Raw genomic sequence first — 21,253 nt, 5'->3', positions numbered from 1 at the left:
GACTTCATTCCTCTCGCGGAGCGCCGCTGACTTCCAAACCGGGCAGCGGTCGTGCTTCTTGACTTAGCACGATCACGTGCGGCTTGAGCCAGTGCAGCCGTCGCTTGATCGTTTCCGCCAGCACCGTGCGGTCAGCCGGCCGTGTGTGTGGATCTTCCTCGAGCCAGAGCACGACGCTGCACTTCTTCTTGATGGCGAAGAACTGAGCGAGCAACGAGCGAAGCGAGTCGGTATCCGCCCCGCGATCCATGGCCCATACGAGTCCGGCGATCGTGTCGCGGACCTTGTTGGCGACCTCATCGGCGAGCGCCCCACTGCTCAGCCGCCGCTTGTTCTCGATCCGGTAGTCACGGAAATTCTTGACCTCGATGAAGTAAGGGTCGGACCCGAACAGACCGATGAAGTCGACCGCAGCCGTTGTGGCCTGCAGGCCCAGGCCCGCGGTGTAACCTGCATGCTTGTCCCACTGCTCCATCCGTTGCCACGGCTCACCGAAGCGAAAACGCAGCCGCGACTCGATCACTTCGAACATCTCAGCCTCCTGGCTGCGATCGAACAGCGTCCGCTCGAAGTCATAGTGGCGGGCGAACTCGTCGACGATCGGGTTGTTCGGCAGATCGGCGAGGGTATCCCCGCGAGAAACCGAGACTGGGCCGTCCGGTTCGCTGCGGGCGAGCCCGAAGAACCGCACGGTGTCGCGCGGTAGCCTGTCGTACTCGGCGAGCAGCGACAGCCGATGCGACAGCAAGTAGTCGTGGGTGGCCAGGACGATCTGCACGCCGTTCCTCGCCAGTTCGATCAAGACATCGACGACCTGAGTGATCAGCCTCGGGTTCAAGTTAGTCTCCGGCTCGTCCCAGAACAGCACGCCCCCCGGTGCGATCCCGCCGTTCGCCACGAGACGAGCAATGGTAGCGATTTTCCTCATTCCCTCCGCGACGAGATGCGCTTCCACTTTGTCGCCGCTCGTCGGTTGCACGTAGAAGCGGTTGCCCTCGAGCAGCACCTTGCCCCAGAGGACCGCCTCAAGCTGCTGCAGCAGCGGAGCGACCTGCTCGGCCCGCTCGCCGCGCAGCGCGTTGGCATTGAGGGCGACGCAGAGATCGAAGAAGGTCTCATCGAAGGACAGCTCGCGACTCTGGTAAGCAGCGATGAAGCCCTCATACATCGAGAAGACCTCCCGCGACGGGATATAGCATGCGGGCAGCCATCGTCCACGCTCGTTGAAGACCGAAACCATCCCCCCTGCTCATGAATCACAAAAAGTCGACCCTTCCCCTCAATCCACCACCCAACTCGAGCTTCCAACTGTCCTCGACGAACGAGCCGCGATACGTCGCCATTCTCGGGCAGGAAAACCCGAGCGAGTTTGGGAGCGTACAAGCTCTTCTTTTCGTCGCCGATCAGGGCGTACATCGCCTTCATCGCGTGGGACTTACCCGTACCGTTTGCACCGATCAGCACGTTAATACCGGGGCACAGTTCCAGCGTGGCATCGGCGAAGACCGTGAAGCTCTGGAATGTGACGACTTCGAGCGTCATGCCGCCGAACCATACCTCAGGTCGAGTGCATGCGCATGTCACGCCCAGCACAGTCTCAGCGTCCGAGGTTCGCATCCACCAAACAATTTCGCCTCAACCCCCTCATGGAATAACGGACCGACGAGCCCGAAATAGAGAACTCCGCCGCCGTCGAGGCTTCACGACACGACGGGCGTCGCGCCGACCGTCAAGGGATCAACGTGCCGTCACCCTCGCGCCCGCAGGTGCGGCCGCGCCTGCGCGTAGCACCACGCGAGCACCAGCAAGAGCGGCACCAGGCTGAGCGGGCCCGGCAGGCCGAGCATGCGGCCGAGGTTGGCGGGGCCCGCGTAGCCGGTGTCGGTCGCCCAGATCCGCGGCCACGCGTGGCCCCACAGCGGGTCGCCGAATTGCGGCGCTTCGGGGGCCGCGGCGGCCAGCAGCAGGGTGAGCGCGCCCGAGATCAGCGCCAGGCCGACGACCGCCCGCGGGACCGCGCGGATCGCCGGCGCCAGCGCCAGCGCCAGGAACGGCAGCATCGGCACGCAGTGGCGCGGGCCGATCGCCGCGCCGCCGTCCCACATGTAATAGCCGGCGTTGAGCGCCAGGTAGAAGCCGACGATCGCCAGGCACACGCAGGCGACGTGCTTCACCGGCCATGTCCCTTCGAGCATGCTCTTCGGGACAGGCGGCCAGCCGCGCAGCTCGCACGCCAGGCCCCACGGCGCCAGCAGCAGCACCGGCGCGAGGTAGAACAGCCCGCGATAGGCGCCGAACAGCAGCTCGAGCAGCACTCGCGGGTCGGGCGCGTGGATGCCGTAGTTGACGCGCATGCCCTCGGCGAACTCGGCCAGGTAGACGAAGTCGTAGCCGGTCTTGAGCGGGCCGCCGAACGCGACCGTGTGGTAGACGGCGAGGACCGCCGCCGCCGGCGCGCCGCCGAGCGCGGCCACTGCCGCGAAGCGGGGGCCGCGGCGCAGCCAGGCGAACAGCCACAGCAGCGCCACCGGCACCGCAGCCGGGTACTCGCACAGCACCGCCAGGCCGAGGCACATGCCTGTCCCGAAGGCCATGGTCCATCGGCCCTGCCCCAGGAGGATGCCGGCGAACCCGAGCAGGAGCAGGTCGGCGCACAGCTGGTGGCCGTAGAAGGCCGAGCCGTAGATCAGCGCCGGCGTGGCGAGGGCGTAGGCGGCCGCCAGCAGCAGCGCGCCGGCCCGGTCGCCGAGCCGCCGCAGCGCCAGCAGGTACAGCGCCAGCGCCCCGAGCACCGCGAACACGCCGACCGAGCCCACGCGGCTGACGTAGAGCGCGGTGCGGTAGGCCTGGTTGTAGGCCAGGCGGTCGCCCGGGCGGCGGGCCGCGGGGTCGCGGTTCGGATCGCGAGGGTCGAGCGGGACCAGGCGGACGTCGGGCGGCTCGGCGCCGACCAGGCGTCGCGCGCCGTGGTAGAGCGCATAAGCCGGCATCGCCAACAGCGAGGTGCCGGGCGCCTTGTCGCTGTAGAAGTGGCCGTCGCGCAGGCTCTTGTCGCCGGTGGTCGCGTGGTAGTCGTCGATGACGGTCGTGCCCTGCTCGACCAGCGCACGCGTCAGCGCCAGGCGCGAGTTCTGGTTCCACGCCGGCGGGCCCGAGAAGTACGACGTCGCCGCCAGCACCGCCACCGCCAGCGGCAGCAGCACCGGCGCCTCCGCCCTCACCAGCGCGCGCAAGCTCGTGTCTCGCCGATGCGCGCCGTCACCGGCATCCGGCGCCGCGGGTGTCGCAACAGCTCGGTCACTCGCGCTTGGCCGGCCCACGCCTTCGCTATGACTCCCGCCGGCTTGCGCTGCGCGCTCGTCCGTGGCCGTCGCGGCCGGTTCGTCGCGCTGCGGCCCGGCCTGCGCCGGCCGTGGGTCGCCGGTGCCTGGCCTTGCGGACATGTCCTTCAGACCATGGCCCGACCGCTGGCCTCGACCACCAGCGCCCCCAGCTCCTGCTGGGCGCGCTCGGCGGCGGTCGCCTCGGGGCACTGGGCCAGGCGCTGCAGCACCTGGTACGCGTTGGCGTAGCGGCGGGCCGGGTCGCGGTCGAGGTTCTTGCGCACGATCTCGGCCAGCTTCGGCGACAGCCCCGGCAGGCGGCGGCTCGGGTGGCCGGCGTCGAACTTGACGATCGCGTCCATCGTCTTGAGGTCGTCGTCGGCCTTGAAGCAGCGCTGGCCCTTCAGCATCTCCCACAGCATCACGGCCAGGCCGAAGATGTCCGAAGAGACAGTCGCGGCCGCCGTCCCTACGACCCGCTCCGGGGCCATGTAGGCCTTCGAGCCGGCCTGGGACATGTCGCTCTCGCGGGCCAGCCAGATGCTGGTGGCGGAGTTGTAGTCGGCCAGCATGACCTGGCCGGTGCGCGACAGCAGCACGTTGGCCGGGCAGATGTCGCGGTGCACCACGTTGAGCTCGACCAGCTTGCCCTTGTCGTCGGCCTCGGCGGTGTGCACGTGGTGCAGCGCGTCGGCCAGCTGGCCCATGATGTAGACCGCGATCTCCTTGCTGACGCCGCGCGGGCTGCCGACGTCGTGGCCGAGCAGCACGGACAGGTCGCAGCCGTCGATCGCGTCGAGGACGAGATAGCGCACGCCGTTCTGCGCGCCCTCGGCGTGCGCGCTCGGGATGCCCGGGTGATTGAACGCCTGATAGAGGCGGATCTCGTGCTCGAATTGGGCCGCCAATATCGCGTGCTCGGGGCCCGAGCCCGACGGCAGCAGCTTGACGACGTAGGACGGCGGCGCCGCCTCCGGGTCGTCCTCGTGGCGCGCGAGGAACAGGTGGAACACCGAGCTGCGCACCGCGAGCGGCCGGACCAGACGGAACTTGCCGAGACTCTGGAGCTCCATGGACGAGCTGAGTGTGCCGCCCGCAGATCCGCGTGTCCATCGCCGAGTGCGAGGCGCCGCCCGCCGGGACCTGCTACAAGAGCGGCCCATGTCATCGCCCCCGCGAACGCCGCTCGTGGTGCTGGGAGCCGGCCTGACCGGGCTCTCGGCCGCCTGGCACGCGCGCGGGCCGGTGCTGCTGGTCGAGCGCGAGGCTCGCGTCGGCGGCCACGCCCGCAGCTATCGCCGCGACGGCTTCACCTTCGACGTCACCGGGCACTGGCTGCACCTGCGCGACCCGTCGATAAAGGCGCTGGTCGAGGGTCTGTTCAAGCCGGGCGAGCTCGCCACCGTGGCGCGTCGCACCTGCATCCACAGCCACGGCGTGCAGCTGCCCTACCCGTTCCAGGCCAACCTGCACGGCCTGCCGCTCGAGGTAGTGCAGGAGTGCCTGGTCGGCTACGTGGCGGCGCGCGAGCGGGCGGCGAAGGGCGCGCCGGAGCCGCAGACCTTCGTCGGCTTCGCCGAGGCCCGCTTCGGCGCCGGGATCGCCAAGCACTTCTTCGTCCCGTACAACCGCAAGTTGTGGGGTGAGCACCTCGAGCGGCTGACCGCCGATTGGGTCTCGCGCTACATCCCGATCCCCGACACCGCGCAGGTGATCGGCGGGGCCATCGGCCTGTCGCAGGAGGGCCTCGGCTACAACGCCAGCTTCCTCGTCCCCACCGCCGGGGGCATCGACGCGGTGCCGGAGCGAATGCGCGCGGGCCTCGCCAGCCGGCCCGAGGTCGAGCTGCGGCTCGGCAGCGACATCGACGAGGTCGACGTCGTCGGTCGGCGGATCAAGCTCGGCGCCGAGGCCGACTGGCGCAGCTACGACGCGCTCGTCTCGAGCATCCCCTTGCCCGAGCTGGTGCGCCGGATCCCCGCCGCCCCGGCGGAGATTCGCGACGCCGCCGGCGCCCTGCGCCACGTCCGCTGGCGCTACCTCGACATCGCCGTCGGCGCCCCCGCGCCGTGCGACTATCACTGGGTCTACGTGCCCGAGCCGCGCCTGCCCTTCTTCCGCGTCGGCGTCTACTCGAACGCCGCCCCGCGCATGGCTCCGGCCGGCTGCAGCGGGCTGTACGTCGAGCTGAACGAGCGGACAGGTCCGATCGACCTCGCCGGCGTCTACGCCGGCCTCGTCGAGGTCGGGGCGCTGCGGGCGGCCGAGGACGTCCGCTTCGTCGAGGTCCGCGTGGTCGAGCACGCCTACGTCGTGTTCGACGCCGCCTACGCCGCCGCTCGCGCCACCATCCTCACCTGGCTCGAAGGACAGGGCATCCACAGCTGCGGCCGCTACGGCGGGTGGATCTACAACAGCATGGAAGATTGTCTGCTGGCCGGGCGCGCCGCCAGCGAGTGGGCCGCCGCGCGGCTCGCCGGACAGGAGCCGCGATGAGCGAGTCGTCCGCGAGGCCCGAGGTCAGCGTCGTCATCCCCGTCTACAACGAGGAGGCGATCCTCCGCGACAGCGTGCACGGCCTCGTCCGCGGGCTCGACGCCGCGGGCCTGTCGTTCGAGCTGTGGCTGGCCGAGAACGGCAGCCGCGACCGCACCCGCGAGATCGCGGCCGAGCTCGCCGCCCTCGATCCGCGGGTGAAGTGGTTCTCGTGCCCGTCGCCCAACTACGGCGCCGCGTTGCGCATGGCGATCGAGCAGGCGGCCGGCGAGTTCGTCCTCTGCGAGGAGATCGATCTGTGCGACCTCGACTTCCACCGGCGCGCGCTGGCGCTGCTGCGCGCCGGTGCGGCCGACCTCGTGGTCGGTTCGAAGGCGATGCCCGGGGCGCACGATCGTCGCCCGCTCGGCCGGCGCGCGGCCACGCGGGCCTACAACGGCCTCTTGCGGGTCACGCTCGGCTATCGCGGCACCGACACGCACGGGCTCAAGGCGTTTCGCCGCGCCGCGCTGCTGCCGGTGGTCGCGCGCTGCGTCGTCGGTCACGACGTGTTCGCCTCGAAGCTGGTGATCCGGGCCCAGCGCGACGGCGTGCCGGTCACCGAGATCCCGGTCGAGCTGGAAGAGAAGCGCGCGCCCTCGATCCACCTGGCGCGGCGGGTGCCGCGGGTGCTCAAGAACCTGGCGCGCCTGATGGCCGCGATCCACCTCGGACGCGGCGCGAAGGAGCGGTGATGACGACCGAGCTGCGCGGCACGATCCTCAGCGTCGACCTCGACGACCTCGCCTGCTACCACGCGATCCACGGCCTGCCGCCGCCGACGCCCGAGCAAGCCGACGTGGTGCTCGGGCGCTGCTTGCCGCGGCTCCTCCGGCTGTTCGCGGAGACCGGCGCGCGCGCCACCTTCTTCGTGGTCGGCCGCGACCTCGAGCGCGACATGAACGGCCCCGGCCACGGCGCCGCGCTGCTGACCCTGGCCGCGCAGTCGGGGCACGAGCTCGCCAACCACAGCTACAGCCACGCCTACGATCTGGTCGACTGGCCTTCGGGACAGGTTTATCGCGACCTGCGGCGCTGCGACGACCTCTTGCGCAAGCTCGGCGCCGAGCCGCGGGGCTTCCGCGCGCCGGGTTACTGCCACGACGAGCTGCTGCTGCAGCAGGTCGGCGCGCTCGGCTACCGCTACGACAGCTCGCTGCTCCCGTCGCTGCCGTACTACGCGGCCAAGCTGGCGGCGATGGCGTGGATCCGCGTGCGCGGGCGCCGTTCGCAGTCGCGGGCTCGCGGCCTGCGGAGCTTCGTCGGGCCGGCGCACCCGTACTACCGGGCGGACGTCGGGATGTGGGAGGTGCCGATCAGCGTCAGCCCGCTGCTGCGCCTGCCGATGGTCGGGACCTTCGTGCTGCGCGGCGGCCCGCTCTACCGCGAGGCGCTGCGGCTGCCCGCGCTGCACCTCGAGCTGCACGCGCTCGACCTCGCCGACCCCGACAGCGACCCGATCGATCCCGCGCTGCGCAAGCGGCAGCCCGAGCTGCGGACCCCGCTCGAGCAGCGGCTCGCGCGCCTGCGCGAGCTGATCAAACGGCGGGGAGGGGCGACTTCGATCGCCGCCGCGTTCGGGTCCTAGAGTCCTCGCGGCGGACGGCCATGGTCGCCAGCTGGTCGGCCTCTTCGTTGCCCGACTGGCCGGCGTGGCCGCGCACCTTGAGCAGCTCGACGGCGGTGAACTCGCCGAGCTTCTCCTTGATCTTCTCGATCAGCTCGACGTTGGCCTTGGCCTTCCAGCCGCCGACCAGCACGCCGAGGCTCCAGCCGCTGTCGGTATAGAGGAGGACGTGCGCGTCCTTGTCCTCGGGGCGCAGCATCTCGAGCGCGCGGAGGATGGCCGTCAGCTCGGCGACGTTGTTGGTGCCCTCGCCGATGAACTCGCTGTGCTCGACGGCCTCTTCGCCGCGCTCGATGAGCACGCCGATGCCGGCCGGGCCGGGGTTGCCGCTGCAGGCGCCGTCGGTGTGAATGATGATGGTGGCGTCGGTCGGTGCGCGAGTCGGCTCCTCGCGAACTACCTGAACAGTCGCCACGGGGGTGGGAGTCCCCGAGAAGGCGTCGTCGGAGAGGATCTCGGTGTCGTCCGGAATCTCGATGAGATTATCGGGCGTGGCGCGATAAGACTTGCTGGCCCCCAGGCGGTAGCGCATCTCGATCCGGCCGCGGTGGACGATGGGCTTGCCGGACGCGAGGACGCGAACGAACACCGTTTGATCCTTGAAAACGAAGCGTTTCCACGCCATGTGCGAGCTCCGACCAGGCCACCGAGCGGCCGCTGGTTCCGCTGCAGCGTACGGCCGCGCTGCAGAATTGGGCAGATTGGATCACTATGTACCGACAGGCGGAAAGACACATCCTCTCCCGGCCTGTACCCGGGTTATTTTGGTTGATCGATTAAAATTCGTGGCGTATTAGTGCCCCGCTATGAAGCGGACGATCCTCACGACCCTCGCTGCCACTGCGCTCCTCGCGATCCCCGCCTGCAAGGGCGGAGCGAGCGCCGCCGGCGGCAAGCTCATCCCTGAGCAAGCCACCATCATGGCCGGCATCGACGTCGGCGGCTTGCTCAAGAGCAAGCTGTACGCCGACAACAAGGCCATCGCCGAGTCGCAGGCCGGCTACAAGGAAGTTGTCGAGGCCGCGAAGGCCTGCAACCTCGATCCGGAGAAGGCGGTCACCTCCGTGCTCGTCGGCACCGACGCGAAGGACGGCGTCTCGGTCGTGATCACCGGCACCGGTATCGGCGACGAGAAGAACCTGACCTGCATCGCCGACAAGGCGAAAGAGAAGAACAACGGCAAGGTCCCGTTCACGGTCGTCGACGAGGGCGGCAAGAAGACCATCAAGGTCGAGGACGGCGAGGCCACCGGCTACATCGTCGACGCCGGCACCGTCGTGATCGCCAGCAAGCCGTGGGCCGCCGCGGTCAAGGATCTGGTCGACGGCAAGGGCAAGGCCGCCGTCGATGGTCCGCACAAGGATCTGTTCACCCGCGCCGACCAGAGCCGCCACATTTGGTTCGCGGGCGTCGCCCCCGAGCAGCTCGCCGGCATGGCGAAGGCGCAGGGCCAGGTCGACGTGAAGGACTTCTCGGGCTCGATCGACCTCAGCGACGGCCTCGGCGTCAAGCTCGCCGCCGGCCTCGGCTCGGCCGAGCAGGCCTCGGGCCTCAAGAAGAAGGCCGACGAGGCGCTGCCGATGGCGAAGATGGGCCTGGCGATGGTCGGCCTGCCCGCCACGGTCGCCGACACCGTCAAGATCGACGCCAAGGACACCCTCCTCAGCTTCGAGATCTCGCTGAGCGCCAGCGACCTCAAGACGCTGCAGGAGAAGGCCGGCGGCCTCGGTGGCCTCGTCGGCGGCGGCGCCGGTGGCCCGCCCCCTCGGCCGAGCCGGCCATGCCGCCCCCGGCCGCTCCGGCTGACCCGGCTGCCGCGCCCCCGGCCGACCCGGCCGCCGCGCCCGCGCAGTGAGCCCCCGACGCCGCGCGCTTGCGCCGCGGCCGTGGATCCTCTAAAGAGTCCCGGCCCTCTCGACTCCGCGTCGAGAGGGTCGCTCCTTTCGGGCCCTGTCCACACCGGCCAGGCCCGAAACCACCCCCTTCGTAGCTGCTCATGGCGGCGAACATCGAGGCGGATCGCAATGCCCAAGACCACACCCCTGCAACACGTCAAGAAGCTCTTCGGTTCCAAGGACCAGCTCGTCGCCCGCGTGGCCGAGCTCCTGCCCAGCTCGTTCGCGGGCGAGTCGGCCGAGGACTTCAAGAAGCGCCTGAAGTACGTCGCCAACAGCAAGCTCATCCGCCTCGTCGAGATCGGTGAGAAGGCCAAGAAGCTGGGCGGCGTCCAGGCCATCGTCGACAAGATCGCCGAGCTCAAGGGCCAGGCCAAGGACAAGGACTTCAAGGCCGCGCTCGCCAAGTTCAGCCTGCCCAGCCTCGTCGACCTGCACCAGAGCCTGACCCGCAAGGCCAAGAAGGCGCCGGCCGAGGCCAAGCAGCCCGAGGCCAAGAAGACCGAGAAGAAGAAGGCCGAGAAGAAGGCCTGAGCACCTGTCCGTAGGGACAGCCCAGGAGGGCCGCGGCACGTCGCCGCGGCCCTTCGCGCTTCGGGCCCCGAGCGTCCGCACGCCCGACGGCGAGCGGCGCGGAGGTCCGGCGAGCGCCGCCTCGCCGCTGGACGCGACGGCGAGCGGCGCGGAGGTCCGGCGAGCGCCCGCCCCGGCCGCTGGACGCGACGGCGAGCGGCGCGGAGGTCTGTGAGCGCCCGCCTCGCCGCTACGCCGCGGCGCGTGGCTGCGGCCACGGGTCGGCCCACGCGGGCAGCCGGCGCAGGCGCTCGAGCCAGCGGACGACGTTGGCGAAGTCCGCCAGCGGCATCTCCGACTCGCGCCAGTCGGTCGCCATCGACGCGAGGTGGAAGTCAGCGATGGTCAGCCGCCCGCAGGCGACGAACTCTCGCCCCTCGAGGTGCCGGTCGAGCACCCGGGCGAAGCGCCGCAGGCCGTCGACCTTCGCCTTCAACGCCTCGCGGTCGGGCTCGCCGAACCCGAACGACGGCTTGATGATGTGCTCGAAGTAGAACGGTCCCACCGCCTCCGCCCAGTGGCAGTCGTTCCAGCCGAGCCAGCGCAGCACCTCGACCTGCTCGGCCGGCGCGTGCGCGGGCCACATGTCGGAGCCAGACTGAATGCACAGATGGGCCATGATCGCCGACGACTCCCACAGCACGAACTCGCCGTCGACCAGGGTCGGCGCCTTCATGTTGGGGTTGAGCCGGGCGTACGTCGGCTGCTTGAGATCGCCGCCGACCAGGTCGACCTCGATGAACTCGGCCGCGATCCCGAGGTGCTTCGCCAGCGCCACCACGCGCCGCGGCGCCTGTGCCTTGAACCAGTAGATCTGCATGATCATCCTCCACGAGCGGCGCGTATCGACCGCTCGCCGGCAAACGTAGCCCACGCCTACATATGTTCAAGAACATATTCTCCGTCGTGCTACCACCATCGAGGAACCTCGCGATGCCCTACACCGCCGAGCACAAGGCCCGCACGCGCGAGCGCATCGTCATGGCCGCGCGCGCGCTGTTCAATCGCCACGGGTTCGAGCCGGTCTCGATCGACCAGATCATGGCCCGCGCCAAGCTCACCCGCGGCGGCTTTTACAACCACTTCCCCAGCAAGGCCGCGCTGTACGCCGAGGCCGTCGGCAGCTACGTCGACTGCAACCCGTTCGCGCTGCGCCTGGCGCAGTCGCGGCGCCCGCCGCCCGAGGCGTCGAAGCTGGCGCGCATGCTGATCGAGCGCTACCTCAGCGACGAGGTGCTCGAGGACAGCGACCAGCACTGCCCCCTCTACGCGTTGCCGTCCGACGTCGTCCGCGCCGGCCCCGAGCCGCAGCGGGCCTACACCGCGGTGCTCCACAGCATGGCCGGGGTCCTGCGCCGCGCGCTGCCCGACGGCTGCCCCGACGCCGACACCCGCGTCCAGCTGATCGTGACGCTGTGCGTCGGCAGCATGGTCCTCGCCCGCGCGACGCACGACCCGGCCCTGAGCAAGGCCGTCCGCGCGACCGCCCGCAAGCAGGCGCTCGCGCTGCTGGCGGCGTGACGGCGACCTGTCCGCAAGGACAGGCACCGCGTTCAGTCTCCCAGGTTACGGCGCGGCCGTCATGGACATGTCCGAAAGGACAGCCGACGCCCTCATCTTCGCAAGCGAGGCGCGTCTGACGACCTGTCCGCGGGGACAGGCGCTACTTGTCGGCGATGACGGCGTGCGAGCCGATGTTGCCGAAGGCGTCGCGGGCGCGCAGGACCACGCGGTGGCGGCCGGGGGCCAGCGGCTCGGGGAGGGTCAGCTGGAAGCCCTCGCGGCCGGTGTCGAACAGGCCGTCGCTCGGGCTGGCGGCGCGGAACGGGCCGCCGTCGACGCTGAAGGCGACGTCGTGGATCTGGCCGCCCTCGTCGCTGGCGGTGCCGGTGATCGCCAGACCGCTGACCTTGACGCCGTCGATCGCGGGCCGCTTGTGGTCGACGACGAACGGGGCCGAAACGACCTCGTCACGCGCGGCGCGGGCGATGCCGTTGCTCGGCTCGTCGCTGGCGATGACCTGGGCCTCGTAGACGCCGTCGGGCACGCTGTCGAGGTCCCACTTGTACTCCTTCTTGGTCACCTGCTCGGCGCCGCTGAGGGAGATCCACTCCTTGTCGGAGGTGCCCTCGGGGCGCACGCGGACCTCGTAGACCAGGTCGTCGTCGTCGCGCGCCTCGGCCTTCCACTTGATCGTCAGCTTGCCCTCGGGCTCGTCGTCGTCGCCGAGCTCGAACTCGGGCCGGGCGACGTCGACCCCGGCGACCAGCGGCGCCAGGTTCTCGGGGGCGTAAAACAGCTGCACGTCGCGCAGCTCGCCGCCGTCGGCCAGAGTCACCTCGAGCTCGACGAAGCGGCGCGTCGGCAGGGCCAGCGCGCCCGCCAGAGCGTCGCCTTCCTTCTTCAGGCCGACCGGCTTCCACTCGCTCCAGCGCTTGTCGGGCTCCTCGCCCGGGCCGCTGCGGGCGCGCAGGGTCACGCCCTTGCCGCGCAGGTACACCGCGCCGAACGTCGACGGCTGCTTGGCGTCGAGCACCTTCGTCCGATACCTGGCCTTTTGGGCAGGTGCGACCGCGAGCCGATAAGCGCCCGCGCCGTCGCCGGTGGTCGCCAGCACCGCGCCGTCGCCGAGGCGGCACAGCGCGGTGGCCTGGCGCTCATCGAGGTCGGCGACGGTGGCGACGTCGCGGCGGCCGCGGACGCGGTAGACCTTGCCCTGCTGCGAGGCGGACACCAGCACCTCGCTGCCCTTGCCGCCGGCGAGCAGGCCGGTGAAGTACTGCTTGTCCTTGTGCAGCCACGACTCCCAGGTCGCCTCGGAGGCGCGGGCCAGGTCGCGCTTGGCACCGAGGGCGACGAAGAACAGGTCGGCCGACGACTGCGCCCCGCCGCCGCCCGACGTCGCGTCGAGCGTGCCCTCGGCCGGCTGACCGACCAGGCTGGTCCGGTTGAGGTTCTTGGTGAGCGCCTGGACCGACGACAGGCCGCGGTCGCTGAAGTCGTTGACCGCCGCGACCAGGCCGCCCTCGACCAGCGCGAGCGCGCGGACCTCGTCGCCGGCGAAGTCGTGGACCAGCACGCCGTCGCTGGCCGGGCCGACCTGCAACACCTTGGCGCCGGGCGAGGTGCCGACGACCACGTCCTTGCCGACCGGCAGCACCGCGAGGATGTCCTTCTCGTCGGAGTCGAGCACGACCTTGGGGTCCTTGCCGCTCATGTCGAGCGAGAACAGCTCGCCCTTCGGACCTGTCCCGACGAGCAGGCGCCCCTCGTGCGGCACGAGGGCCCAGATCTGGTCGACCGCGAGCTTGGCGAACTCGCTGACCTTGCCCTTGGCGTCGATGCGGTGGATCGTGCCGCCGGGCAGCGTCGCCGCCAGGACGTCGCCGCCGGGCAAGGTCGTCAGCGCCGACACCACCGCGCCCGGCAGCTCGGCCAGCTTGGTGGCCGCCGGCTCGGCCGCGCCGGCCTTGCTCGGGGTGGTCAGCTTGATCCGCTGCACCGCGGACTTATCGGCCGTGCCGAGGTACACCGCGCCCTTGTCCTTCGGGTCGGCCGCGCACGAGAACACGCTCGCCGCGCCCTTCACCTCGCCGCGCGCCGGCACGAGGCCGACCGTGACCTTGCCCGAGCCCTCGATCGCCGCGCCCTCGGCCTCGCCGGCGTCGAAGTCGTCGAAGTCGCCGAGGTGGAAGCTGCGCGTGCCGCCGGCCCCGGCGCTCGCGGGCGCGAGGACGAGCAGCAGAAGCGGCAAAGATGTACGAAGGAACATGCGCGAAGAGACAGTCATGGTCGAGGCTGGACGAGTCGTCAATCGAGATCCGGCGCGGCGAACTTCCGCTTCGGCTTGACGCTGAGCTTGAGGGTGTGCTCGCCCTCGATCAGCGCCGGGCGCGGGATCACCCGCCGCGCCATCTGCTTGAAGCGGACCGCCGAGGTGGTACTGCCGGTGTGCGCGAGGCTCTCGAGCACGCTGGCCGGCAGCTCGGGCAAGAGCCCGTGGCGGGTCGAGAGGCCCTCGGCCTCGCGGTAGATCGTGGCGACCAGGCTGCGCGCCGGATAGGTGTCCTGCAACGTGTCGATCAGGTCGTCGAGCGAGCTCGGCATCGGCCGCGGCGGGCGAGCGTTGTCGCCGCCGGTGACCTCGATCTGGATGTCCTGCTCGGCGGCGTCGTCGGGCACGCGCAGGGCCAGGGTCTCGGTGTGGGTGGCGCCGCGGTAGTCGCGGAGGCGCAGCTCGAGGTTCACCAGATCGCCCGCGTGCACGTCGGCGTCGGCGAGGCGGATCGACTCGAGGATCTCGACCGGGCTGTCGTAGCGCAGGGTGGCGGTCTGGCGGACGCCTCGCAGCTTGGCGACCTCGAAGTCGTTGTTGAGCAGCGCCGCCATGATCAGCGCCCCGCGGCCGCGGCCGAGCGCGCGCGTCGACGCCGGCCGGGAAGAACTCCTCGGTCTTGACGGTGACGGTGCGCGGCCCCTTGCTCGTGGTGACGTCGATGTGATGGACGACCTCGGCGACCACCTCGGTGCCGTCGGCCGCGCCCTCGCCGAGCGCGTCGACCAGCAGGCTGGCCGTCAGCGCCGGGGTGAGGTCGACGCCGAGCGCGACCTCGCTGTGGTAGACGCGCGGCGGCATGTCGGGCTCCGGCGCGCGCAGCTCGGTGGTCACCGGGATCATCGGCGCGCCGACGTCGGTGCGCAGCGAGATCGCCGCCTGGCGGTCCTGAATCATCGACCCGCGCACGTGCAGCGCGCTCGACAGCTTCACCGAGCGCTCGACGCTGGGGATGATCACGTGGACGCGCGCGTCGGCGATCGGCAGGTTGCTCGGGCCGGCGCCGAGCATCTCGTGGCCGAACGCCAGCAGCTTCTCGCCCTGCTTGCCGCCGACCCACGTGATGGTGCCGTTGGGCGCGACCGCGTTGTCGCCGCGGATCAGCACGACCGACACCGAGTCGCCGCCCTGCCAGGTCTTGGCCGGCGCGGTCTTGGCGTCGCCGACGGCCGTGCCGCCGCTGCCGCCGCGCGCGGGCACGAGGCCGAGAGTGTCGGCGAGGTAGCGGGTCGCCTCGGCCCCGAGGCCGCTCACCGACATCGGCGCGCCGAGCGGCGCCAGGCCGCCCTGCGGCGTCAGGTCGTCGGGGCGGCGTCGCGGCGGCAGGGGCGTGGTGCCGAGGCCGAGCATCGCGTCGGCCCACCCGGCCGCGCCGTCGCGGGCGGTCGCGCGGACCCGGTTGTGCGGCAGCACTTCTGGCCGAAAGGGCAGCTCGCCGACGGCGAACATGTTGGAGATCGGGGTGATGCCGCCGATCGGGTCCTTGTTGAAGCGGTAGCCGTAGGCCAGCGCGCCGACCAGCTTGCCGTCGATGTAGATCGGGCTGCCGCTCATGCCGCCGACGATGCCGGAGTGGACCATCCGCGGGTCGGAGGAGCGGAACAGGATCGCGTCCTGACGCGGCAGGTAGTCGCGGATGACGTCGATGACCTCGATCTCGAAGCGGTCGGTGCCGGTGCCGGAGAAGACGGTGACCGCGTGACCCTTCATGCCGGGGCGCACGTCCTCGACGGGCATGATGTCGGGCCGCGCGGCGGCGGCGGGGCGCAGCGCGAGCGCGCCGAGCAGCGCGAACCCGGCGGCACCGCGGCGAGCGTAGCGACGCACGTTGCGGGGCTCAGGACTTGGCATGGCGTTCGAGGGCTTGACGCATCGCGCCGACGAGGTCGTCGTGCGGCGAATAGTAGTACTTGTAGCGGCGACGCGAGGCGTTGAGCAGCTCGCGGTCGAGCTCGCCGGCGGCGTCGAAGAACAGCACGCGCGGGACGTAGCGGCCGTCGGGGCCGTACTGCTGGCTCGCCGGCTCGAGGTCCTGGTCGACGTTGATCATGACGAAGCGGTCCGACAGGTCGACCAGCGCCGGGTCGGAGAAGGCGGGCCGCAGCGCCTTGCACTGCGAGCACCACGACGCGTGGACGACCAGCATGATCGGCCGGCCGAGGCTCGCGGCCTCGCGGAAGCCCTCCTCGAGGCCGCGCCAGGCGATGCCGTCGCCGAAGCCGTTGGCCGGGGCGGTGGCGGTGCGCGCGGGCCCGGCCGGAGCCGCGGCGCCGGCCGCCGGCGCGGGCTCGCCGGCGGGTCGCTGTTGAACGGCGGTCGACGGGTCGCCGCCGCAGCCGGGGAGGAGGAGCGCGCCGGCTGCCGCGACGGCAGGTGCGAGGGCGAGCGCGAGGACCAGGCGGGTCGAGGTCACGGCCCGCAACCATACCACGCGCGATCTGCGAGATCCCGCGTCGAAGCAGCAGCGAGCCGGTGTGCGTCGACGCGGCGGCGAAGGAGCCCGCGTGCGCCCCCTCATGGACGGTTGCCGGCGCCGCGCGGCCGTGCTGTCATGCCACCACTCCAGGATGCCGCCCTCGCTCAGCGACATGCTCGAGGATAGCGACGAAAAGTTCGCGGCGGTCGACGCCGACGGTCGCATCCTCGTCTGTAGCCGCGCGCTCCGCGAGACGCTCGGCTGGTCTGAAGAACATGTCGCAACGGCCAGCTTGCTGGCGGCCGTGGCGCCGGACTACCGCGACAAGGTGCGCGGCCTCCTGAGCCGGGTGTTCGCCGGCGAGGCCGACGTCCGCGGCCACACGCAGGTGATCACGCAGGACGGCCGGCGGCTCGAGCTGTACATGCGGCTGCACCGGATCCGCGACGGCAAGAGCGCGTGGGTGGCCATGCAGTGCGAGATGGCGCGGGTCCACGGGCAGATCGGCGGCATCCTGGCGACCGCCACCGGGGTCGGGCTGATCGCGGTCGACATCGCCGGCCGGATCGTCCGCTTCAACCGCGGGGCGGAGCGGATCTACGGCGTCGCCGCCGAGGACGTGCTCGGCCGCCACTTCGACACCCTGCCGAGCGACCCCGACGAGGTCGAGGAGCGGATCCGCGAGCTGTCGCAGGAGTTCGGCCGGCCGGCCACCAAGCTCGACACCTACACGCTGCGCGCCCGCGAGTACGGCTCCGACGACCACTCGTCGACGATCCCCCGCGCCGACGGCACCCGCGCGTACGTCGAGGTCGTGACGTCGCCGCTGCGCGAGGCCACCGGCGAGGTGATCGGCTACGTCGGGATCTTGCGCGACGTGACCGCCTCGCGCGTGGCCCAGGCCGAGCACGAGCGGCTGGCCAACCGCCTGCGCGGCGCGCTGCTGGCGAGCACCGACTCGATCGTCGTCACCGAGCGAGTCGACGACGAGGACGGCCGCTTCGACCTCGTGATCGTCGAGGTCAACCCCGGCACCACCCGCCTGATGAACCGCCCGCGCGAGAAGCTGATCGGCATGCGCGTGTCGGAGTTCGCCGGCGCGCGCCGGATGTCGGCGTTCCTCGCCAAGTACGAGCGGGTGTTCGCCACCGGCGAGGCGCTCGACGAAGACATCCGCATCGACTCGGAGGTCCTGCCCGGGGTCGAGTGGCTGCGCCACCAGGCCGTGCGCATCGGCGGCGGCGTCGCCATCACCACCCGCGACATCACCAAGCGCAAGCGCAGCGAGGTCCAGCTGCGCAACAGCGAGCAGCGCCTCAACATGGCGCTCGAGGCCGCCGGCGACGAGCTGTGGGACTGGGACCTGGCCGCCGGCACCGTGTTCTTCACCCGCGGCCGCGACAACGCCAGCCACACCTACTCCGAGGCCGAGCTGGCCCACGCGGTCCACCCCGACGACCGCGAGGCCTTCCACGAGGCTGTCCGTAAGCACATGTCCGGAGAGGCACCCACGTTCCACTGCGAGTACCGGGCGCGCACGGCCAAGGGCGGGCACCGGTGGGTGCTGGGGCGCGGGCGGGTGGTCGCGCGCGACGGCGCCGGGCGGGCGCTGCGGCTGATGGGCACGCAGACCGACATCAGCGCGCGCCGGCGGCAGGAGGACGCGCTGCGCCAGGCGGTGCGCGCGGCCGAGGCGGCGAGCCGGGCCAAGAGCGAGTTCCTCGCCCACGTGAGCCACGAGATCCGCACGCCGATGAACGGCATCCTCGGCATGGTCGAGCTGGCGCTGCTCGACGACCCGCCGCCGCCCGCGCGCGAGCGCCTGCGCGTGATCCAGGACTCGGCGCGCTCGCTGCTGGCGATCATCAACGACCTGCTCGACGTCACCAAGATCGAGGCCGGCAAGCTGGCGCTCGCGCCGGTCCCGTTCGACCTGCACGCGACCATGCAGCGCACCATCGACGCCCTGCGCCCGCGCGCCGAGGAGCAGGGCCTGCGGTTCGCCGCCGCGCTCGCGCCCGCGGTCCCGCGCTGGCTGGTCGGCGACCCCGACCGCCTGCGCCAGGTGCTGGTCAACCTGATCGGCAACGCGATCAAGTTCACCGCGCACGGCGAGGTCCAGGTCGAGGTCGGCGCGCAGGTGGCAGGCGAGCGGGCCCGCCTGCGCTTCGCCGTGCGCGACACCGGCATCGGCATCGCCCCCGAGCGGCTGTCGGCGATCTTCGTCCCCTTCGAGCAGGGCGACGCCTCGACCACGCGCCGCTTCGGCGGCACCGGCCTCGGCCTGACGATCGCCGACCGCCTGGTGCGCCTGATGGGCGGCGCGATCGCGGTCGACAGCAAGGTCGGCGTCGGCAGCGTGTTCTCGTTCGAGGTCGAGCTGCCGTGCGCGCGCGAGACCCAGCGGCCCGAGTCGCGCGCGCCGCCGGCCAAGCTGTCGCGCGCGACCCGGCGGCTGCGCGTGCTGCTGGCCGAGGACCACCCGATCAACCAATTGGTCGCGGCCGAGATGCTGCGCGGCGCCGGCCACGAGGTCGCGGTGGTCCACGACGGCCACGCGGCCCTGGCGGCCGTCGCGTCGACCCGCTTCGACCTGGTGCTGATGGACGTGCAGATGCCCGGCATGGACGGCTGGGAGGCGGCGGCGGCGATCCGCAAGCACCCGGACACGCGCGTGCGCGCCGTCCCGATCGTGGCGATGACCGCCCGCGCGACCGAGTCCGACCGCCTCCACAGCCTCGAGCGCGGCATGGACGGCTTCCTCACCAAGCCGGTCCAGATCGCCGACCTGCAGGCGGTGCTCGCCACCATCGGCGAGCGCCCCAACGGCGCGGTCGAGGACTGGGACGCCGTCAGCGCGCGCGTGGCCGGCTCGCGCGCGACCCTGCTGCGCATGATCGAGATGGCCCGCGAGGAGGCGCCGAAGCTGGCCGAGGTGCTGCGCTCGTCGGCCCCGAGCGACCCCGAGGTGATGCGCCAGGCGGCCCACCGCGCCGCCGGCACCGCGGCGATGTTCAGCGCCGGCGAGCTGCTCGGCCTCGCCCGCGAGCTCGAGAGCGTCGCCACCCAGGTCAGCGAGAGCGAGCGGATCGCCCGCGTCGAGCGCCTGATCGACGCCATGTTCCGCCTCACCGACGACCTGGTCGCCCACGGGCGCGAGCTGGCCGCCCAGACCTCGTGAACTTCAAGACATGTCCGTGCGGGCATGTCTGAACGAGCATGGTCGAAAGGGCATGTTCCGACCCCGCCGCGTCGGTGTCCAGCCGGCGGGACGCCCGGCCAGCCGGCGGGACGGGCCGTGACCGCGGCGCCGCGTCGCGCCGCGGCTTCTCGCTGGCACGCGGCTTGAAGTCCTCGGGACATGTCTCAAGGGAGCGGCGAGAGTTGCGGTGATGACCCCGAGGCCGGCGCGCGGGCGCGGGCGATCGAGCGGCCCCGCGAGCGCATGTACGCGTTCGGGCCGGCGGTGCTGAGCAACGTCGAGTTGGTCGCGCTGCTGCTCGGCGGCGGGCGGGCCGAGCAGCGGGCGCTGGCGCTGCTGCAGCGCCTGGGCGGGCTGTCGGGGCTGATGCGCGGCCTGCCGCACGAGCTGGCAGAGTCGCCGGGCATCGGCGAGGCCTCGGCCACCGCGGTGTGCGCGGCGGTCAAGCTGGCGCGGCGGATAGGCCAGCTCCATCTGCCGGTCGAAGCCGCGGTGCGCGGCTCCGACGACGTGCGCCGGTTCGTCCACGCCCACCTGCGCGGCCGCTCGCAGGAGGTGTTCATGATCCTGGGCCTCGACAGCCGGCGGCGGATCCGCCTGATCAAGGAGGTCGGGCTCGGCAGCGTCGCCCACGTGCACGTCCACCCCCGCGAAGTGTTCCGCCCGCTCACCCAGGCCGGCGCGCACTCGGTGATCCTCGTCCACAACCACCCCAGCGGCGAGCCGAACCCCAGCGAGAGCGACGTCGGGCTCACCCACCGCCTGGTCGAGTGCGGCTGGCTGATGGGCATCCCGGTCGTCGACCACCTCATCGTCACCGACGGCGGCTGCACCTCCATGCTGGCCCTGGGGCTCCTCCCCGAGCCTCCCCTGCCCCCGGAGGCCCCGCTGTGACCGCCGTGCCGCGCGCGCGCGAATCGTGCTACGTCCTCGCGCCATGGACCTCGGTCTCCAGCAGAAAGTCGCGATCGTCACCGGCGGCAGCGAGGGCATCGGCCGCGCCACCGCCCGCGCGCTCGCCCTCGCCGGGGCGCGCGTCGTCATCTGCGCCCGCCGGCCCGACGTGCTCGCCAAGGCGATGCACGACCTGTCCGCAGAGACAGGCACCGAGGTGCTCGCCATGCCGGTCGACGTGCGCGAGCCGGCCGACGTCATGCGCCTGGTCGACGGCGTGGTCGCCCGCCTCGGCCGCATCGACGTCCTGGTCAACAACGCCGGCACCTCGGCCGCCGGCGCGTTCGAGTCGCTCACCGACGACGCCTGGCAGGACGACCTCGACCTCAAGCTGTTCGCCGCGCTGCGCCTCGTCCGTATCGCCATCCCGCACATGCGCAAGGCCGGCGGCGGCAGCATCGTCAACCTGCTCAACATCGGCGCCCGCCAGCCGGCCGCCGGCTCGATGCCCTCGACCATCAGCCGCGCCGCCGGCCTGGCCCTCACCAAGGCGCTGTCGAAGGAGCTCGCGCCCGACCAGATCCGCGTCAATGCGGTCCTCATCGGCCTGGTCAAGAGCGCCCAGCACGACAAGAAGCGCAACCCGTCCCTCGACCGCGACCGCTTCTACGCCGACATGGCCCGCCAGCGCCAGGTGCCCCTCGGCCGCGTCGGCGAGGCCGAAGAGGCCGCCGACCTCATCACCTTCCTGGCGTCGGCCCGCGCCGCCTTCATCACCGGCACGGCCATCAACTTCGACGGCGGCGCCAGCGCGGTGCCCTGAGGTAGCGGGCAGCGTAGCCTTTCGGACATGTGCCGCGGGACATGTCCTGAGAATCACCCGGGCGCGTTCGGGCCCGCCGTGGCCGCTCCTCGGCCGTCCGACAGCGGCGCGCGGTCCGAGGCCCGGAGGT

At 71.6% G+C, this 21,253-nt stretch carries 16 protein-coding genes and 1 pseudogene; 8 read left to right on the top strand and 9 right to left on the bottom strand.

The features are described 5' to 3' along the window. Positions 1-4: 4 nt before the first annotated feature. The 3 genes from OV079_RS43585 to OV079_RS43575 all read right to left on the bottom strand — a co-directional run bounded on the left by OV079_RS43585 (position 5) and on the right by OV079_RS43575 (position 4,396). Complete coding sequence (locus OV079_RS43585; protein WP_267775687.1) at positions 5-1,240, bottom strand: AAA family ATPase; 1,236 nt, start codon at positions 1,238-1,240, stop codon at positions 5-7. 508 nt (positions 1,241-1,748) lie between these two features. Next, complete coding sequence (locus tag OV079_RS43580; RefSeq protein WP_267775685.1) at positions 1,749-3,221, bottom strand: hypothetical protein; 1,473 nt, start codon at positions 3,219-3,221, stop codon at positions 1,749-1,751. 227 nt (positions 3,222-3,448) lie between these two features. Then, positions 3,449-4,396: a serine/threonine protein kinase gene (locus tag OV079_RS43575; protein ID WP_267775682.1), complete on the bottom strand. Its 948-nt coding sequence runs from the start codon at positions 4,394-4,396 to the stop codon at positions 3,449-3,451. An 88-nt stretch (positions 4,397-4,484) separates the two neighbouring features. On the opposite strand from OV079_RS43575, the gene OV079_RS43570 reads away from it, so the two are divergent. From OV079_RS43570 to OV079_RS43560, 3 genes are read left to right on the top strand one after another with little or no spacing between them, the layout of a single operon-like run. Then, complete coding sequence (locus OV079_RS43570; protein WP_267775681.1) at positions 4,485-5,819, top strand: protoporphyrinogen/coproporphyrinogen oxidase; 1,335 nt, start codon at positions 4,485-4,487, stop codon at positions 5,817-5,819. Continuing rightward, the gene (locus OV079_RS43565; protein WP_267775680.1) at positions 5,816-6,553 is read left to right on the top strand and encodes a glycosyltransferase family 2 protein; all 738 of its coding nucleotides are present in this window, start codon (positions 5,816-5,818) and stop codon (positions 6,551-6,553) included. Before OV079_RS43570 ends, OV079_RS43565 begins: the two co-directional genes overlap by 4 nt. After that, complete coding sequence (locus OV079_RS43560; protein WP_267775678.1) at positions 6,553-7,446, top strand: polysaccharide deacetylase family protein; 894 nt, start codon at positions 6,553-6,555, stop codon at positions 7,444-7,446. Before OV079_RS43565 ends, OV079_RS43560 begins: the two co-directional genes overlap by 1 nt. Here the strand turns inward: OV079_RS43560 and OV079_RS43555 are convergent. Then, positions 7,397-8,074, bottom strand: coding sequence for a ribonuclease HI (locus OV079_RS43555; protein WP_267775676.1), 678 nt, complete (start codon positions 8,072-8,074; stop codon positions 7,397-7,399). The two genes, OV079_RS43560 and OV079_RS43555, sit on opposite strands and share 50 nt — an antisense overlap. Positions 8,075-8,291: 217 nt before the next feature. Between OV079_RS43555 and OV079_RS43550 the strand changes: the two genes are divergently transcribed. Beyond that, positions 8,292-9,914, top strand: a complete 1,623-nt coding sequence (locus OV079_RS43550; protein ID WP_267775674.1) for a hypothetical protein — start codon at positions 8,292-8,294, stop codon at positions 9,912-9,914. Between the two features lie 229 nt (positions 9,915-10,143). Here the strand turns inward: OV079_RS43550 and OV079_RS43545 are convergent, their stop codons facing one another. Next, positions 10,144-10,773: a glutathione S-transferase family protein gene (locus OV079_RS43545; protein WP_267775672.1), complete on the bottom strand. Its 630-nt coding sequence runs from the start codon at positions 10,771-10,773 to the stop codon at positions 10,144-10,146. Between the two features lie 113 nt (positions 10,774-10,886). Between OV079_RS43545 and OV079_RS43540 the strand changes: the two genes are divergently transcribed. Continuing rightward, positions 10,887-11,474, top strand: coding sequence for a TetR/AcrR family transcriptional regulator (locus OV079_RS43540; RefSeq protein WP_267775669.1), 588 nt, complete (start codon positions 10,887-10,889; stop codon positions 11,472-11,474). A 142-nt stretch (positions 11,475-11,616) separates the two neighbouring features. On the opposite strand, the gene OV079_RS43535 is transcribed toward OV079_RS43540, so the two are convergent. The 4 genes and pseudogenes from OV079_RS43535 to OV079_RS43520 form a co-directional block, all read right to left on the bottom strand. Further along, positions 11,617-13,725, bottom strand: coding sequence for a hypothetical protein (locus OV079_RS43535; RefSeq protein WP_267775667.1), 2,109 nt, complete (start codon positions 13,723-13,725; stop codon positions 11,617-11,619). Between the two features lie 38 nt (positions 13,726-13,763). After that, complete coding sequence (locus tag OV079_RS43530; protein WP_267775665.1) at positions 13,764-14,342, bottom strand: hypothetical protein; 579 nt, start codon at positions 14,340-14,342, stop codon at positions 13,764-13,766. Positions 14,343-15,345: 1,003 nt separating this feature from the next. Next, positions 15,346-15,498: pseudogene (locus OV079_RS59605) on the bottom strand (hypothetical protein); the annotation flags it as partial. Positions 15,499-15,625: 127 nt separating this feature from the next. Next, positions 15,626-16,201, bottom strand: a complete 576-nt coding sequence (locus tag OV079_RS43520) for a thioredoxin family protein (RefSeq protein ID WP_267775661.1) — start codon at positions 16,199-16,201, stop codon at positions 15,626-15,628. A 175-nt stretch (positions 16,202-16,376) separates the two neighbouring features. Here OV079_RS43520 and OV079_RS43515 point away from each other — a divergent pair, with 175 nt between their 5' ends. The 3 genes from OV079_RS43515 to OV079_RS43505 all read left to right on the top strand — a co-directional run bounded on the left by OV079_RS43515 (position 16,377) and on the right by OV079_RS43505 (position 21,123). After that, positions 16,377-19,385 (top strand): PAS domain S-box protein, encoded by a 3,009-nt coding sequence (locus OV079_RS43515; protein ID WP_267775660.1) that lies wholly within the window; start codon positions 16,377-16,379, stop codon positions 19,383-19,385. Between the two features lie 180 nt (positions 19,386-19,565). Continuing rightward, positions 19,566-20,300 carry a RadC family protein gene (gene radC / locus OV079_RS43510; RefSeq protein ID WP_267775658.1) on the top strand — a complete coding sequence of 245 codons (735 nt, stop codon included), beginning with the start codon at positions 19,566-19,568 and terminating at the stop codon, positions 20,298-20,300. A 43-nt stretch (positions 20,301-20,343) separates the two neighbouring features. Next, on the top strand, positions 20,344-21,123 hold the full coding sequence (locus tag OV079_RS43505) for an SDR family oxidoreductase (RefSeq protein ID WP_267775657.1): 780 nt from the start codon (positions 20,344-20,346) through the stop codon (positions 21,121-21,123). Positions 21,124-21,253: the final 130 nt, after the last annotated feature.

The sequence above is a fragment of the Nannocystis pusilla genome (assembly GCF_026626665.1).
Classification (GTDB): Bacteria; Myxococcota_A; Polyangia; order Nannocystales; family Nannocystaceae; genus Nannocystis; species Nannocystis pusilla.
The sequence above is the reverse complement of the archived record's forward strand: the minus strand, read 5'-3'. Positions and strand labels throughout refer to the sequence as shown.

Excerpts from the sequence above, each read along its gene's own strand:
- OV079_RS43505 (WP_267775657.1), top strand. The coding sequence starts at position 20,344 with ATGGACCTCGGTCTCCAGCAGAAAGTCGCGATCGTCACCGGCGGCAGC.
- OV079_RS43565 (WP_267775680.1), top strand. The coding sequence starts at position 5,816 with ATGAGCGAGTCGTCCGCGAGGCCCGAGGTCAGCGTCGTCATCCCCGTC.
- OV079_RS43530 (WP_267775665.1), bottom strand. The coding sequence starts at position 14,342 with ATGGCGGCGCTGCTCAACAACGACTTCGAGGTCGCCAAGCTGCGAGGC.
- OV079_RS43535 (WP_267775667.1), bottom strand. The coding sequence starts at position 13,725 with ATGTTCCTTCGTACATCTTTGCCGCTTCTGCTGCTCGTCCTCGCGCCC.
- OV079_RS43570 (WP_267775681.1), top strand. The coding sequence starts at position 4,485 with ATGTCATCGCCCCCGCGAACGCCGCTCGTGGTGCTGGGAGCCGGCCTG.
- OV079_RS43575 (WP_267775682.1), bottom strand. The coding sequence starts at position 4,396 with ATGGAGCTCCAGAGTCTCGGCAAGTTCCGTCTGGTCCGGCCGCTCGCG.
- OV079_RS43560 (WP_267775678.1), top strand. The coding sequence starts at position 6,553 with ATGACGACCGAGCTGCGCGGCACGATCCTCAGCGTCGACCTCGACGAC.
- OV079_RS43545 (WP_267775672.1), bottom strand. The coding sequence starts at position 10,773 with ATGCAGATCTACTGGTTCAAGGCACAGGCGCCGCGGCGCGTGGTGGCG.
- radC (WP_267775658.1), top strand. The coding sequence starts at position 19,566 with ATGTCTCAAGGGAGCGGCGAGAGTTGCGGTGATGACCCCGAGGCCGGC.
- OV079_RS43585 (WP_267775687.1), bottom strand. The coding sequence starts at position 1,240 with ATGGTTTCGGTCTTCAACGAGCGTGGACGATGGCTGCCCGCATGCTAT.
- OV079_RS43515 (WP_267775660.1), top strand. The coding sequence starts at position 16,377 with ATGCTCGAGGATAGCGACGAAAAGTTCGCGGCGGTCGACGCCGACGGT.
- OV079_RS43540 (WP_267775669.1), top strand. The coding sequence starts at position 10,887 with ATGCCCTACACCGCCGAGCACAAGGCCCGCACGCGCGAGCGCATCGTC.
- OV079_RS43550 (WP_267775674.1), top strand. The coding sequence starts at position 8,292 with ATGAAGCGGACGATCCTCACGACCCTCGCTGCCACTGCGCTCCTCGCG.